The organism is Streptomyces sp. NPDC058291 (assembly GCF_042880855.1).
Lineage (GTDB): Bacteria > Actinomycetota > Actinomycetes > Streptomycetales > Streptomycetaceae > Streptomyces.
Window position 1 is genome coordinate 115,020 of record NZ_JBHVYK010000012.1, and the last position, 12,818, is coordinate 127,837.

Genomic DNA, 12,818 nt, shown 5'->3' on the forward strand with positions numbered 1-12,818 from the left:
TGCCGAACCGATGAGGCACGCCACCCGAGCGCGCCACCCGGGACGCCGGCCCGGCGACGTCGGCCCGGCGACGTCGGCCCGGCGGCGTCGGCCAGACGGCCCGGCGGCCCGGTTACGCGGCGCGCCGGCGAGCCGGCGAGCCCGGGGGCCGGGGAGGCCCCGGAGCCGGGAGGCCGGGAGGCCACGCGGAACTGCTCCTGGCGCTGTTCGGCGGGACGGCCGGCGGCCTGGCGCGCTGAGGGCCGGGCTCAGCCGGGTCAGAGCGTCACGCTGAGCCCCTCCAGCCCCCGGATCACGAAGTTCGGCTTGCGCCGCGGCTCGGCGGCGAGCGCGAGGGTCGGGGCCCGCTCCAGCAGGGCGGTCATGGAGGCCGCCAGCTCGATCCGGGCCAGGGGCGCGCCGATGCAGTAGTGGATGCCCGCGCTGAACGATATGTGCGGGTTGTCGGCGCGGGCGAGGTCGAGCCGGTCCGGCTCGGCGAAGACGGCCGGATCGTGGTTCGCCGAGCCGAAGAGCATCGCGATCTCGGCTCCCCGGGGCACGACGGTCCCGTCGATCTCGATGTCGTCGAGCACCCAGCGCTCGAAGAGCTGGAGCGGGGTGTCGTACCGCATCAGCTCCTCGACGGCGGACGGAACGAGCGAGTGGTCCGCCCGCAGCGCCGCCAGCTGCTCGGGATGCCGGAACAACGTCCACCAGCCGTTGACCGTGGCGTTGACGGTCGCCTCGTGACCGGCGTTCAGCAGCAGCACGGCGGTCGAGATGAGCTCCTGCTCGGTGAGCCGGTCGCCCTCGTCGTGCGCGGCGATCAGACCCGACATCAGGTCCTGCCCCGGCTCCTTGCGCCGCTCTGCGATCAGCTCCCGCAGATAGTCCGAGAACTCGACGCAGGCCCGCACCGCCCTCGCCGCGGTCTCCTCGGACGGGTTCAGCTCGTACATCCCGCAGATCTCCGCCGACCAGGGCCGCAGAGGCGCCCGGTCCGACTCCGGGATGCCCAGCATCTCCGCGATCACGGCGACGGGCAGCGGCTCGGCGACGTCGCTCAGCAGATCGCCCCCGCCCTGCGCCACCAGCCGGTCCACCAGCTCCCCGGCCAGCCGCCGCACATACGGCTGCAGCCGCTCCACGGTGCGCGGGGTGAACGCCTTGGACACCAGCCGCCGGATCCGGGTGTGGTCCGGCGGCTCCAGGTCGAGCATCCCGTGATCGTTGAGCGTGTGGAACGGCTCCTGCTCGGCCGGCGGCGCCGTCCGCCCGAAGTCCTCGTGCGTGAACCGGTGCTGATACGTCCGCCCCAGCCGCCGTTCCCGCAGCAGCGCCGAGACGTCCGCGTGCCGCGGCACCAGCCACTGGTCGGTCGGCTCGAAGTAGATCACCCGCCCCCGCTGCCGCAGTTCGGCGTACGCCGGGTACGGGTCCGACACGAACGCGGGGTCCCAGGGAGCGAAGGAGAGATCGTCGACTGCTGCCATGAACGGACGCTAACCGCTGGGCGGTCCGCTGACCAGGGGGGTCCGGCTAGCCAGGAGTCACCAGCCGCGCCTCGTAGGCGAACACCGCGGCCTGGGTGCGGTCGCGCAGGCCCAGTTTCACCAGGATCCTGCTCACGTGCGTCTTGATGGTCGACTCCGCCACCACCAGCCGCTCGGCTATCTCCGCGTTGGACAGCCCCTGCGCGATCAGGACCAGTACCTCAGTCTCCCGGTCGGTCAGGTCGCCGTACGCCGCCTGGGCCGTCGCGGACAGCCGCGGGGCGTCGGACAGCTTCGAGAACTCCGTGATCAGGCGCCTGGTGACGGACGGGGCCAACAGGGCCTCCCCCGACGCCACCACCCTCACCCCGTCGGCCAGTTGGCGGGCCGACGCGTCCTTCAGGAGGAAGCCCGAGGCTCCCGCGCGAAGCGCCTGGTAGACGTACTCGTCCAGGTCGAAGGTGGTCAGCACCAAAACCTTCGCGGACCCGTCCGCCGCCACGATCTCCCTCGTCGCCTCGATGCCGTTCAGCTCCGGCATACGGATGTCCATCAGGACCACGTCGGGAGAGAGCTCACGGACACGGTCCACCGCCTCCCGGCCGTTGACCGCCTCGCCCACCACCTCGATGTCCGGCATCGCGTTCAGCAGGACCGAGAAGCCCTCGCGCACCATCATCTGGTCGTCGGCGATCAATACACGGATCGTCATGTTCCACTCTCGCTCGTGGCAGGCACCGGCAGGAACACCGTCACCTCGTAACCGCCGGCCGGCGTCGGCTCCGCCGTCATCTCACCGTTCAGCATCGTGACCCGCTCCCGCATCCCCGTGACGCCGTGGCCGGCCCCGGGCGAGGGCTTGATCAGCGTCGGGTTCGGCGGGGCGTCGTTGACTATCCGCAGCCCCAGACCGCCCAGCACATAGCCGATCTCCACGCGGGCGCTCGCGCCCGGAGCATGGCGCAGGGTGTTGCTCAGCGCCTCCTGGACGATCCGGTACGCCGACAGTTCCACGCCCTGCGGCAGCTCGCGCACCGCGCCGGTGACCGTCTTCTCCACGTCCAGGCCGGTCTCCCGCACGTTGGCGAGGAGCCCTTCCAGCTCGGCGAGGGTGGGCTGCGGGGCGTCGGGGACCTCGTAGTCCTCGGCGCGGACCACGCCCAGGACCCGGCGCAGCTCCGTGAGAGCGGCCACCGCGTTCTCCCGGATCGTGACGAAGGCCTTCTCCAGCTCCGGCGGCGGGTTCTCCACCCGGTAGGGGGCGGCCTCCGCCTGGATCGCCACCACCGACATGTGGTGCGCGACCACGTCGTGCAGCTCGCGCGCGATCGTGGTGCGCTCTTCCAGCAGGGTGCGCCGCGAGCGCTCGTGCGCGGTCACCGTCTGCTGGGCCGTCACCTCCTCCTCGGCCTGCCGACGGATGTGCCAGACGGTGACGGCGAGCAGGAGGAGCGCGGAGAACACCAGCATGGGGGCGCTGTTCGAGGCGTACTGGCCCCCGTGGAAGAGCGTCTCGGCGACGAAGCCGTAGGCCGCCGTCAGCAGCCACATCCACGCCGCCGTGCGCGGACGGGTGCGTATCGCCACGACCGTCAGGACGATCAGATGGGCGGCGAAACTGCTCGGCAGCCACGGCCAGTCGCCGTACGACGTCCCGACGACGGCGGTGACCGTGGTCGCCGCGAGCGACAGCCAGAACGCGCCCACCGGCCGCACCAGCGTCAGCAGCACCGGGATCAGAGCGAGCAGGCCGGTCAGGAGGCCCAGAACGCCGTCCTGGTCGTCCACCCAGGCGATGAACATCGCCAAGGCGCCGGCCGCTCCGACCACCGCGTGCCGCGACCAGGCCGCGTACTCCCGCTTGCCGGCCTTCCCCTTGCGCAGTCGGCGTTCCGAGGCCGGCTTGCGGGGCAGCGGGCGGTAGGCGAAGGCGTCATGGAAGAGGTCCTGTCGCAGGCCGCGCAGGGCTTCCGCGGCCGCCCGGAACTCCGGGCTGCGCGGCCGCTGGGCCTCGTGGGCCTCGTGGGGGTCGTCCGGGCCGTGCGGGTGCACGGGCTGCGTCTGCGTCGTCTCGGTCACGATGAAAACGGTAGGCGCAGCCGGGGGCCGCGGTCGTCACCAGTGAGAGGGGTTCCCGTGGATCCGTCTCAAGGACTACGGTCCCACGCTGCGGGTCCCCCATGCGGGTCCCAGGACGCCGCCGGTCCGCCGCCGGTCCGCCGCCGGTCGTCGCCGGTCGCCGCCGCTCAGTACCCCGACGGCCTCACCAGTCCCGATTCGTAGGCGAACACCGCGGCCTGGGTGCGGTCCCGCAGGCCCAGTTTCACCAGGATGCGGCCCACGTGCGTCTTCACGGTCTGCTCGGCGACGACGAGGTGGTTCGCGATCTCCGCGTTGGACAGGCCCTGCGCGATGAGGGAGAGCACCTCCGTCTCGCGTTCGGTGAGGCCGCCGATCCGTTCCTTCAGCGGAGCCCGGGGTTTGCCGTCGAGGCGGGAGAACTCGGTGATCAGCTTGCGGGTGATGCCCGGGGCCAGCAGGGCGTCGCCGGCGGCCACCACCCGGACCGCCTCGGCCAGCTGCTCCGCGGAGGCGTCCTTGAGCAGGAAGCCCGACGCGCCGGCCCGCAGCGCCTCGTACACGTACTCGTCGAGGTCGAAGGTGGTGAGCACCAGCACCTTGATGCCGGGGTGGTCGAGCGTGATCCGGTGCGTGGCGTCGATGCCCCCGAGGTCGGGCATCCGGATGTCCATCAGCACCACGTCGGGGGCCAGCTCGGCGACTTTCGCCACGGCGTCGAAGCCGTCCACCGCCTGCCCGACCACCTCGATGCCCGGGTGTGCGTTCAACAGCACGGTGAAGCCCTGCCGGACCATCTGCTGGTCGTCGGCGATCAGTACGCGGATGGTGCCGCCGGTCGTCATCGTTTCTCTTTTCGCGTCGAGGGCCGGCGCTCCCGGCCCTGCCGGTCGCCCGAACGCTCACGGCCGTCCGGCCCGTTCAGGTCATGCGGATCGTTCAGGTCATGCGGGGCGTCGTACGGGGCGTTCAGGTCGTCGTACGGGGCGTTCAGGTCGTCGTCGTCGGGGCGGGCGGATCGTCGTGCGGCTCGTTCCGGCCGTCGCGCGGGTGGTCGTCCGGGAAGATGAGTTCGAGGCCCTCCGGCGTGCCGAGGGCGTCGAGGTCGTCGGAGTCGTCGAGGGCGGACGGCACACCGTCCCTGGGCAGGAACGCCGACACCGCGAACCCGCCGTGCAGGGTCGGATACGCGCTGACGTGGCCGCCCAGCATCGTCGCCCGCTCCCGCATCCCGAGCAGACCGTGCCCCGCTCCGGGAGACGGCCGCACCGGGTGGCGCGGGCGGGAGTTGGCGATCTCCAGGTACAGACCCCGGGCGTGATGGCCGAGCGTCACCCGCACCCGGGAACCCGGCGCGTGCCGCAGGGCGTTGCTCAGCGCCTCCTGGACGATCCGGTACGCCGACAGCTGCACGCCCGGCGGGTAGGCCGGCGCCCCGCCCTCGACGACGGCGACCACGTCGAGGCCCGCCGCGCGGGTGTTCTCCAAGAGGGCGTCCAGCCGGTCGAGCGTGGGCTGGGGGGTGTCCGGAGCGGCTCCGGCGCCGGCCGCGCCCAGGCCATAGGGGTCCTCGGGGTTCTCCGAGCGCAGCACCCCGAGCACCCGCCGGAGTTCGCCCAGCGCCTCCAGGGCGTTCTGCCGGATGCCGGCCAGGTTCTCCCTCAGCTCCTCGGACGGGTTCTCCACCAGGTGGGGAGCGACCTGGGCCTGGATGGAGATCACGGACATGTGGTGGGCGACCACGTCGTGCAGTTCGCGCGCGATCCGGTTGCGCTCCTCCAGGACGGTACGGCGGGCGCGTTCCTCGGCGGTGATCGTCTCCTGCTCGACGAGTTGGGTGCGGGCCTCGCCCAGACCGCGGAAGGCGGTGCCGACGAGGACGACCGCGCCGAAGATCGCGACGGCCGTCACGCCCGTGGAGGTGTAGACCGCCCCGCCGATGAGGCCCTGCACCAGCCACGTCATCACCGCGGTGGCCCCCAGTGCCGAGAAGGACACCCGGGGACGCGCGCGCAGCGCCAGCAGCAGGAGGACGACGGCCTGGGCGACGATCTGGGCGGTGGTCCACGGCCAGTGCGGCCCCGGCAGCGGATGGTCCTGCAGGGTGGGGCGGGCCGTCAGCGCGGCGACGACGACGCCGGCCAGGGACAGCGCCCACGCCGGGACCGGCCGCCACAGGGCGAGGACGACGGCCGCGCCCTGCACCAACCCGACCAGGACCGCGAGTTCCATGCCCACGTCATAGCGGCCCATCTGATCCGTGACGGACAGCCCGATGCCGAGCGCGGCCCAGCACACCACCGCATACCCCAGCACCCGCAGCCGACGAAGGCGACGGATGCGAGGCCTGCCGGCGCGGGCCCGGGGGGCGCGGTCGGGTGGCCTGCTGCTCTCCTCGCCGTTCACGAGCTCAACCCTAGGCATTGCGGGCCACCTCGATCCCCGCCGGATCAGGGCGTCGACGGCGGTGGACACGGACCACCCGGCTCCCGCGGCCGTCCCCCGGGCGCGCTCCCCGTTCGTAGGAGTGGAACGCCGCCCAGCACACCGCCAGGACCCCGGCGAAGACCGGCAGCCACAGGAGTCTGCAGCCCACCCAGTCCAGGCCGTCGGGCAGCGTGTGCAGGCCGGGCAGTCGGCCCGCGAAGAGGCCGGTCGCGGTGGTCGCCATCATGGCAGTCTGGTGCCAGAGGAACACCGTCATCGCCGAGAGGTTGACCACCGCCACCGCCGCCCAGAGCGGTGGACGGGTCATGGCCCGGCGCAGACGGTCGCGCAGCAGCAGGGCCAGGCCGCACTGGGCGAGGCCGAAGGCGACGGCGGCCAGCGTCGGCGGGTCCAGGTTGGACACCGCCGCGCCGGGAACGCCCACCATCGACGCCGGATAACCCGCCCAGCCGACGAGCGCCGCCGCCACCGCCGCCCCGCCGACGAACAGCGTCCACCCCGCGCGGGGGCGCTCCAGCTCGCCCCGGGTCCAGGCCGCGCCCAGGGTGTACGGCACCAGCCAGCCGGCGGCCAGGTTCACCCAGCCCAGCCAGGACGGGCCGCCCAGGCCGAAGCGCACCAGGTCCACATGGAAAACGACGGCCAGCGGCCACAGCGGGTTGAGCCGGACCAGCAACGGGGTCGCCGCCGTCAGCGCGGTGAACACCAGCAGGAACCACAAGGGGGACAGCGCCAGTTTGACCACGGTGTGCACGGTGACGAAGGACGCGCCGCCCAGCAGCAGTCCGGCCGCCGCCGTCGCCCACACCGCGAGGACCGCCGCCACCGGGACGAACAGCCGGGCCAGCCGGGCTCTCAGCCACCCGCCGTAGGTCCCGCCGCGCGCCCGTGCCGAAGCGAGGCTTCTGGTCGCCACATGGCCGCCCACCATGAAGAACACCGCCAGCGTCTGGAACATCCACGACACCGGGGCCAGCCAGGGCATGGAGCCCAGCGGGCTCGCGGCGCGCAGCGTGCCGCCGTCGGAGACGAGCGCCGTGACCAGCCAGTGCCCGAGGACGACGCCGCAGATCGCCAGGGCGCGCAGCGCGTCCACGGCCCGGTCGCGCCGAGGGGGCGTGGCCGCGTCGATCCGGGCCGCCGCAAGGCGCAGCCGGCACAGCGCAGTCGGCCGGCTCCGCCCCTCGCGGCTGTCACCCCGGCCCGGCCGGTCCCGCCCGTCCCCGTCCGGGCGGTCCTGCCCGTCCCCGTCCTGCCGGTCCCGCCCGTCCTGCCCATCCGGTCGCCGGTCCCGCCGGTCCTGCCCGTCCGGCCGGTCCCGCCGGTCCTGCCTGTCCCGCCGGTCCTGCCCGTCCCCGTCCCGCCAGTCCCGCCGGTCCTGCCCGTCCTGCCCGTCCTGCCCGTCCTGCCCGTCCTGCCCGTCCTGCCCGTCCGGCCGGTTCCCGTGTGTCTCACGCACCGGTGACCTCCGAGGCGTCGCCGAGGACGATCCGGGCGATATTGGCCAGCGCGACCGAGCCCGGCCGGAAGTAGTCGCTGTGGCCGCCGGAGCCCGCCGCGAAGACGCGGGCGCCGAACGAGGAGGACATCGGGTCGGCGCCGAAGCCGACCCGGATGCCGAACAGGTCCGCGCCGACGTGCGGGACGTCCGCCACCCAGTCGTCGGCGCCGCGGGCCGCCCAGACCCGCGCGCGGGTGTGCAGGCCCGCCACGGAGTCCGCGCCCGTGCCCGGGCTGCCGAGGAGGACGAGGTCGCTCGCGTCCAGGTGGGAGGCGGCCCGAGCGCACACCACCGTGCCGTAGGAGTGGCACAGCAGGATGACGTCGGCGTCCGCGCCGGTCACCGTACGCAGCTCGCGCAGGAAGCCCCGCAGGTCGGGAGCGGCTTCCTCGGCACGGGTCGGGGTGATGGCCGTCGTGCTGATCGTGCCGGGGGTGGAGTAGCCGAGCCACGCCACCACCGCCGTCCGCGAGCCGGCGCCCGGCTGCCGGTCGAGCCGCTGCCGTAGGGCGGCCGCGCCGGCGTGGAAGCGCTCGTAGGTGTCCAGCGAGGTGTCGGAGCCCGGTACGAGCACGGCGACACGGTCGGCGTGCGCCAGATCGCCGAGCACCTCGACCGCCCGGCCGGGGCCGCGGCCGTCGAAGGCGAGCAGTCGGCGGGAGGGGGCGGCCAGGGCACGGTCGGCGGACGCACGATGACGGTCCCCGTGCGCGGCGGACATCCGGGCGGCCAGAGCGGCGTCGGCCCGGTTCGCGGCGTACGCCTCCTCCAGCGTCGCCGCCGTCACCCGGGCCAGGGCGGCGGGGGCCGGCGCCGGGATACGCGGCCGGGCCGCGGCCGCGGTGAGCGGGACGACCACGGCGGCGGTGATGAGGAGAGCGAGCAGGGCGGGCAGTCGGCGCCTCCCACGAGACACGCCCTCCCGCCGGTCCAGCCCCTCCGGCTGCTCCCGCCGGTCCCGACCGTCCAGCCCCTCCCGCCGATCCCGCCGGTCCAGCCGCTCCCGCTCGTGTCCGACGTGCCGCCGCCCGCGCACTCGAAGCTGCGCCATCCCGCCCCTCCCCCGCCAGTCCGCCCGGCCATCGGGCCCGTCTGACAGGGAAGTTACGGATCAGGGCTCGTCGTCCGCGTCCCGCCGGGGAGCTGTTCTGCCTTGTAGCTCTCAGGTACTACGGGTACGACACCTACGGGGTCCGGGACGACCCGGCCCACTGCACGCGCTCCCGGCAACAGCCGGTCTCACCAGGCAAGTTGGGCGATCTCCTCCGCCACCACCGCGCACGCGTCGGCCGCCGGGTCGATCAACGGGAAGTGGCCGACGTCCTCCAGGAAGGTCACGCCCACCACCTCTCCCGCCTTCGCCGCCGCGTCCGCGTACGCCTCCGCGACCGCCTCCGGTACGACGAGGTCGCTCCGGCCCTGGACCAGGGTCGTGGCGATGCCGGTCGGCAGCAGCAGCGCCGGGTCCGCGTACGGTCTGCGCTCCTCGAACCACTCCTCGCCGCCCAGGAGTTGGCGGGCCGCACCGCCGCACACGTCCAGTTTCCCGGCGACCGCGAAGTCGGCGATCGGGGCGAGCGCCACGACGCCCCGCAGCGGGACGGGGCGGCCCGTGCGCCACGGGGCGTCGGCGGGCAGGACGTGTCGGCTCGCCGCCCACAGCGCGAGGTGGCCGCCCGCCGAGTGTCCGGTGAGGACCGTGCGGCGCACGTCCGCCTGCGGCAGCGCCTCGCGGGCGAGATCGGGCAGCGCGTCCAGGGCCGCGGCGACGTCGTCGAAGGTGTCGGGCCAGCGGCCCGCGACCGGGGACGTCCCCTGTGGGCCCTCGCCCGCGACAGCGCCGTCGGCGCCGCGCCGGTACTCCACGTTGGCCACGGCGAATCCCCGCCGGGCGAGGTGGTCCGCGAACGGCGTGATGTGCCGCCGGTCGTACGGCGCCCGCCAGGCCCCGCCGTGCAGCACGACGACTAGCGGCACCGAACCGCCCGGCCCCGCCTCCACGCGCGGGACGTAGAAGTCGATCACCTGGTCGGGGTGGTCGCCGTACGCCAGGGTGACGTCGGGGTCGACGGGCGGATGCGCGAACGCCGACTCCTCCTCGGCGACGGCCCGGGCTGCGACAACGTCGTCCGGCATGCTCAACCTCTCAGCGGCGATGGGGGTACCTCCCAGGCTTTCGGCACTGGGGGAGGACGTGGCGGACCAGGAGGGAATTCGGCCGTTGGCCGGGACGGTACCAGGCCCGTGACGTGCGCGGACACGGGGATGGTCACGCACGGTGAGAGGTAAACGGTTCTGCTGGCGTGTCACCCCGTCGGACTGCCCGCCACGGGACCACGGCCTCCTGGACGTATCCCCCAGTACGCCCAGGAAAGCCCGCCGGTTCAATCAACCCCCGGCCGGATCAGCGCAGTTCCTCCGCCAGCACCCGCGCCGCCCGCTCCACGTCGGCGAAACCGACGTACAACGGGGTGAAGCCGAACCGGAGGACGTCCGGGCGGCGGAAGTCGCCGACGACCCCGCGCTCGATCAGCCGCTTCATGACGTCGCCGGCGTCGGGCGAGCAGCGCAGCGCCACCTGACTGCCACGCTCCTCGTGAGGCGCCGGGGTCAGCGACTCGACGCGCCCCTCGGGGACGTACGACGCCACGCACTCCAGGAAGAAGTCCGTCAGGGCCAGCGACTTCGTCCGCACCGCGTCGATCGAGACCCCGTCCCAGACCTCCAGCGCCGCCTCCAGGGCGAGCATCGACAGGATGTCAGGAGTGCCGACGCGCCCGCGCAGCGCGCCGGCCGCCGGCTCGTAGGCCTCCCGCATGCCGAACGGCTCGGCGTGCGAGTTCCAGCCGGGCAGCGGGGAGTCGAACCGGTCCTGCAGCCCGCTGCGCACATACAGGTACGCCGGTGAACCCGGGCCGCCGTTGAGGTACTTGTAGGTGCAGCCGACCGCCAGGTCCACCCCGTGCTCGTCCAGGCCCACCGGCAGCGCGCCCGCGCTGTGGCACAGGTCCCAGACGGCGATCGCGCCGGCCGCGTGCACGGCTGCGGTGAGCGACGGCAGGTCGTGCAGCCGGCCGGTGCGGTAGTCGACGTGGTTGAGCAGCACGGCGGCCGTGCGCCCGGACAGCGCCGCAGGCACCTCGTCCGGCCGCACCGGGCGCAGCGTGCGACCGGTCAGCCGGGCCGCGGACTCGGCCAGGTAACCGTCGGTGGGGAACGTCGTCGCGTCGACGAGGATCTCGTCGCGGGCGTCGTCCACCAGACGCACTGCGCCCACCAGCGCCTTGAAGACGTTGACGCTGGTCGAGTCGCCGACCACGATCTGTCCGGCCGCCGCGCCCACCAGCGGGGCGATCCGGTCGCCGATCCGCTCCGGCGCCGTCCACCAGCCGCTCTCGTCCCAGGAACGGATCTTCAGCGCACCCCACTGCCGGCGCACGACTTCCTCGACGCGGCCGGGGACGGAACGCGGGAGCGCGCCCAGCGAGTTGCCGTCGAGATAGACGCCCTCGTCCATCACGAACAGGGCGCGTCGGGCGGCGAGCGGGTCGCGGGCGTCCAGCTGCTGCGCGGTGCGGGCCAGGTCAGACATGGGACCTCGCCGTCCACAGCTCCGGGAAGACGTTCTTCTGCGCGCGCTTCTCCAGCCAGGCCACGCCGGCCGAGCCGCCCGTGCCCGCCTTCGCGCCCATCGCGCGACGGGTGGCGACCAGGTGGTCGTTGCGCCAGCGCCACACCAGCTCGGCGACGTCGGTCAGCGCCTCGCCGAGGCGCGCCACCTCGTCGGAGCCGTCGCCCGAGTACACGGCCGTCCACACCGCCTCGACCTCCGCCGAGGGCTCGTACCGCCGCGCCAGGTCGCGCTCCAGGACGGCGGCGGGGACGGCGTGGCCGCGGCGGGCCAGCAGGCGCAGCACCTCGTCGTACAGACTCGGCTCGTGCAGCGCCTTCTCCAGCTCGGCGTGCACGCGGGGCGCGCCGCGGTGCGGGACCAGCATCGACGCCGACTTGTCGCCGAGCAGGAACTCCATGCGCCGGTACATCGCCGACTGGAAGCCCGAGCCCTCGCCGAGCGCAGAGCGGTAGGAGTTGAACTGGGCCGGGGTGAGCTGCCCGAGCGGCTTCCAGGACGCGTTCAGCGCGTCCAGCTCGCGGACGGAACGCTTCAGCGCGTCGATCGCCACCGGCACCCGGTCCTCGCGCAGCGCGCGGGCGGCGGTCTCCCACTCGTGCACGATCACGGTGAACCACAGCTCCATCACCTGGGTCGTGACCAGGAAGACCATCTCGCCGGGGTCGTCGGAGAGGGTGTGCTGGAGGTGGGTGAGCACGTCCGCCTTGACGTAGTCCTCGTACGGCGTCGTGCCGGCGAAGTCGAGATGCGGGGTCTCGGGCTCCGAAGCCTCGTCGGGCTGAGCCTGCTGGGACATCGCTGTCTCCTGTTGTTGCTCCGGGTAGCGGTCCGCCCCTGCCGTTTTCGACAGGACGCCCCGGTCCCCACCGGCATCCTGCGCAATTCCCACCCCAGAACGCAAGGCCCGTCCGGTCACACAGGACCGGACGGGCCACACGTACCGCGTGCGGGCCGGCCCTGGGCCCGCCCGGGGTCAGCCCAGAGTCGGGTCAGCCCAGGGTCCGGTCAGCCCAGAGTCGGGTCAGCCCAGGGTCTGGGCCGCCGTCGGGGAGGAGTCCTTCAGGAACTGGGAGCAGCGCTCGTACTCCTCCTGCTCGCCGATCGCCTGCGCGGCGCGGGCGAGGGCGTGCAGGGCGCGCAGGAAACCGCGGTTCGGCTCGTGCTCCCAGGGCACCGGACCGTGCCCCTTCCAGCCGCTCCGGCGCAGGCTGTCCAGACCGCGGTGGTATCCCGTGCGGGCGTACGCGTACGACTCCACCACGCTGCCCCGCTCGAACGCGTCGTCGGCGAGCCGGGCCCAGGCCAGCGAGGACGTCGGGTACTTCGCGGCGACGTCGGCGGGCGCCGTGCCGTTCGCGAGGAGCTCGCGCGGCTCGGGGTCGTCGGGGAGGTGGGTCGGGGGCGGGCCCCCGAGGAGGTTTTCGTGAAGGGACATGACTCCAGTCTGCTGCATCGGCCGCCCGCCGCGGCCGGCCGCCCACGAAACCCGCCCGTCGCCGACGTCCGGGACCGGGACCGGGACGAGGCCGGGACTGGGGCCGGGGCAGTGTCAGGACCGGGGCGGTGTCGGGGCGGTGTCGGGACCGGGGCGGTGTCGGGGCAGTGTCGGGACAGAGGGAGCGGTGTCGGGACCGGGGCCGGGGCGGGACCGGGGCGGGACCGGGGCCGGGGCGGGACCGGG

At 73.8% G+C, this 12,818-nt stretch carries 11 protein-coding genes; all 11 read right to left on the reverse strand.

Annotated features, from left to right (window positions below; genetic code table 11):
* Nucleotides 1-257 precede the first annotated feature (257 nt).
* The 11 genes from ACFVYK_RS09050 to ACFVYK_RS09100 all read right to left on the reverse strand — a co-directional run bounded on the left by ACFVYK_RS09050 (nucleotide 258) and on the right by ACFVYK_RS09100 (nucleotide 12,572).
* A complete protein-coding gene (locus tag ACFVYK_RS09050; RefSeq protein ID WP_389770439.1) occupies nucleotides 258-1,475 on the reverse strand; it encodes a cytochrome P450 in 1,218 nt (405 codons plus the stop codon).
* Nucleotides 1,476-1,521: 46 nt separating this feature from the next.
* Entirely contained in the window at nucleotides 1,522-2,187 is a 666-nt protein-coding gene (locus ACFVYK_RS09055; RefSeq protein WP_389770441.1) for a response regulator, read from the reverse strand.
* On the reverse strand, nucleotides 2,184-3,554 hold the full coding sequence (locus ACFVYK_RS09060) for a sensor histidine kinase (protein WP_389770443.1): 1,371 nt from the start codon (nucleotides 3,552-3,554) through the stop codon (nucleotides 2,184-2,186). Before ACFVYK_RS09060 ends, ACFVYK_RS09055 begins: the two co-directional genes overlap by 4 nt.
* 167 nt (nucleotides 3,555-3,721) lie before the next feature.
* Nucleotides 3,722-4,399 carry a response regulator gene (locus tag ACFVYK_RS09065; protein WP_389770446.1) on the reverse strand — a complete coding sequence of 226 codons (678 nt, stop codon included), beginning with the start codon at nucleotides 4,397-4,399 and terminating at the stop codon, nucleotides 3,722-3,724.
* Between the two features lie 145 nt (nucleotides 4,400-4,544).
* Nucleotides 4,545-5,978 (reverse strand): sensor histidine kinase, encoded by a 1,434-nt coding sequence (locus ACFVYK_RS09070; RefSeq protein WP_389770448.1) that lies wholly within the window; start codon nucleotides 5,976-5,978, stop codon nucleotides 4,545-4,547.
* Nucleotides 5,971-7,164 (reverse strand): acyltransferase, encoded by a 1,194-nt coding sequence (locus ACFVYK_RS09075; RefSeq protein ID WP_389770480.1) that lies wholly within the window; start codon nucleotides 7,162-7,164, stop codon nucleotides 5,971-5,973. Before ACFVYK_RS09075 ends, ACFVYK_RS09070 begins: the two co-directional genes overlap by 8 nt.
* Nucleotides 7,165-7,453: 289 nt before the next feature.
* Entirely contained in the window at nucleotides 7,454-8,554 is a 1,101-nt protein-coding gene (locus ACFVYK_RS09080) for an alpha/beta hydrolase (protein WP_389770451.1), read from the reverse strand.
* A 188-nt stretch (nucleotides 8,555-8,742) separates the two neighbouring features.
* The gene (locus ACFVYK_RS09085) at nucleotides 8,743-9,639 is read right to left on the reverse strand and encodes an alpha/beta hydrolase (protein WP_389770453.1); all 897 of its coding nucleotides are present in this window, start codon (nucleotides 9,637-9,639) and stop codon (nucleotides 8,743-8,745) included.
* 268 nt (nucleotides 9,640-9,907) lie between these two features.
* Nucleotides 9,908-11,095, reverse strand: a complete 1,188-nt coding sequence (gene kynU / locus ACFVYK_RS09090) for a kynureninase (RefSeq protein WP_389770455.1) — start codon at nucleotides 11,093-11,095, stop codon at nucleotides 9,908-9,910.
* Nucleotides 11,088-11,933: a tryptophan 2,3-dioxygenase family protein gene (locus ACFVYK_RS09095; protein ID WP_389770458.1), complete on the reverse strand. Its 846-nt coding sequence runs from the start codon at nucleotides 11,931-11,933 to the stop codon at nucleotides 11,088-11,090. Before ACFVYK_RS09095 ends, kynU begins: the two co-directional genes overlap by 8 nt.
* A 225-nt stretch (nucleotides 11,934-12,158) precedes the next feature.
* Nucleotides 12,159-12,572: a DUF3151 domain-containing protein gene (locus ACFVYK_RS09100; protein ID WP_389770461.1), complete on the reverse strand. Its 414-nt coding sequence runs from the start codon at nucleotides 12,570-12,572 to the stop codon at nucleotides 12,159-12,161.
* Between the last annotated feature and the right edge of the window lie 246 nt (nucleotides 12,573-12,818).

What these genes read in the sequence shown, in the direction of transcription:
- ACFVYK_RS09080 (WP_389770451.1), bottom strand. Translation starts at nt 8,554, where the DNA reads ATGGCGCAGCTTCGAGTGCGCGGGCGGCGGCACGTCGGACACGAGCGG.
- ACFVYK_RS09055 (WP_389770441.1), bottom strand. Translation starts at nt 2,187, where the DNA reads ATGACGATCCGTGTATTGATCGCCGACGACCAGATGATGGTGCGCGAG.
- ACFVYK_RS09070 (WP_389770448.1), bottom strand. Translation starts at nt 5,978, where the DNA reads ATGCCTAGGGTTGAGCTCGTGAACGGCGAGGAGAGCAGCAGGCCACCC.
- kynU (WP_389770455.1), bottom strand. Translation starts at nt 11,095, where the DNA reads ATGTCTGACCTGGCCCGCACCGCGCAGCAGCTGGACGCCCGCGACCCG.
- ACFVYK_RS09065 (WP_389770446.1), bottom strand. Translation starts at nt 4,399, where the DNA reads ATGACGACCGGCGGCACCATCCGCGTACTGATCGCCGACGACCAGCAG.
- ACFVYK_RS09095 (WP_389770458.1), bottom strand. Translation starts at nt 11,933, where the DNA reads ATGTCCCAGCAGGCTCAGCCCGACGAGGCTTCGGAGCCCGAGACCCCG.
- ACFVYK_RS09100 (WP_389770461.1), bottom strand. Translation starts at nt 12,572, where the DNA reads ATGTCCCTTCACGAAAACCTCCTCGGGGGCCCGCCCCCGACCCACCTC.
- ACFVYK_RS09085 (WP_389770453.1), bottom strand. Translation starts at nt 9,639, where the DNA reads ATGCCGGACGACGTTGTCGCAGCCCGGGCCGTCGCCGAGGAGGAGTCG.
- ACFVYK_RS09050 (WP_389770439.1), bottom strand. Translation starts at nt 1,475, where the DNA reads ATGGCAGCAGTCGACGATCTCTCCTTCGCTCCCTGGGACCCCGCGTTC.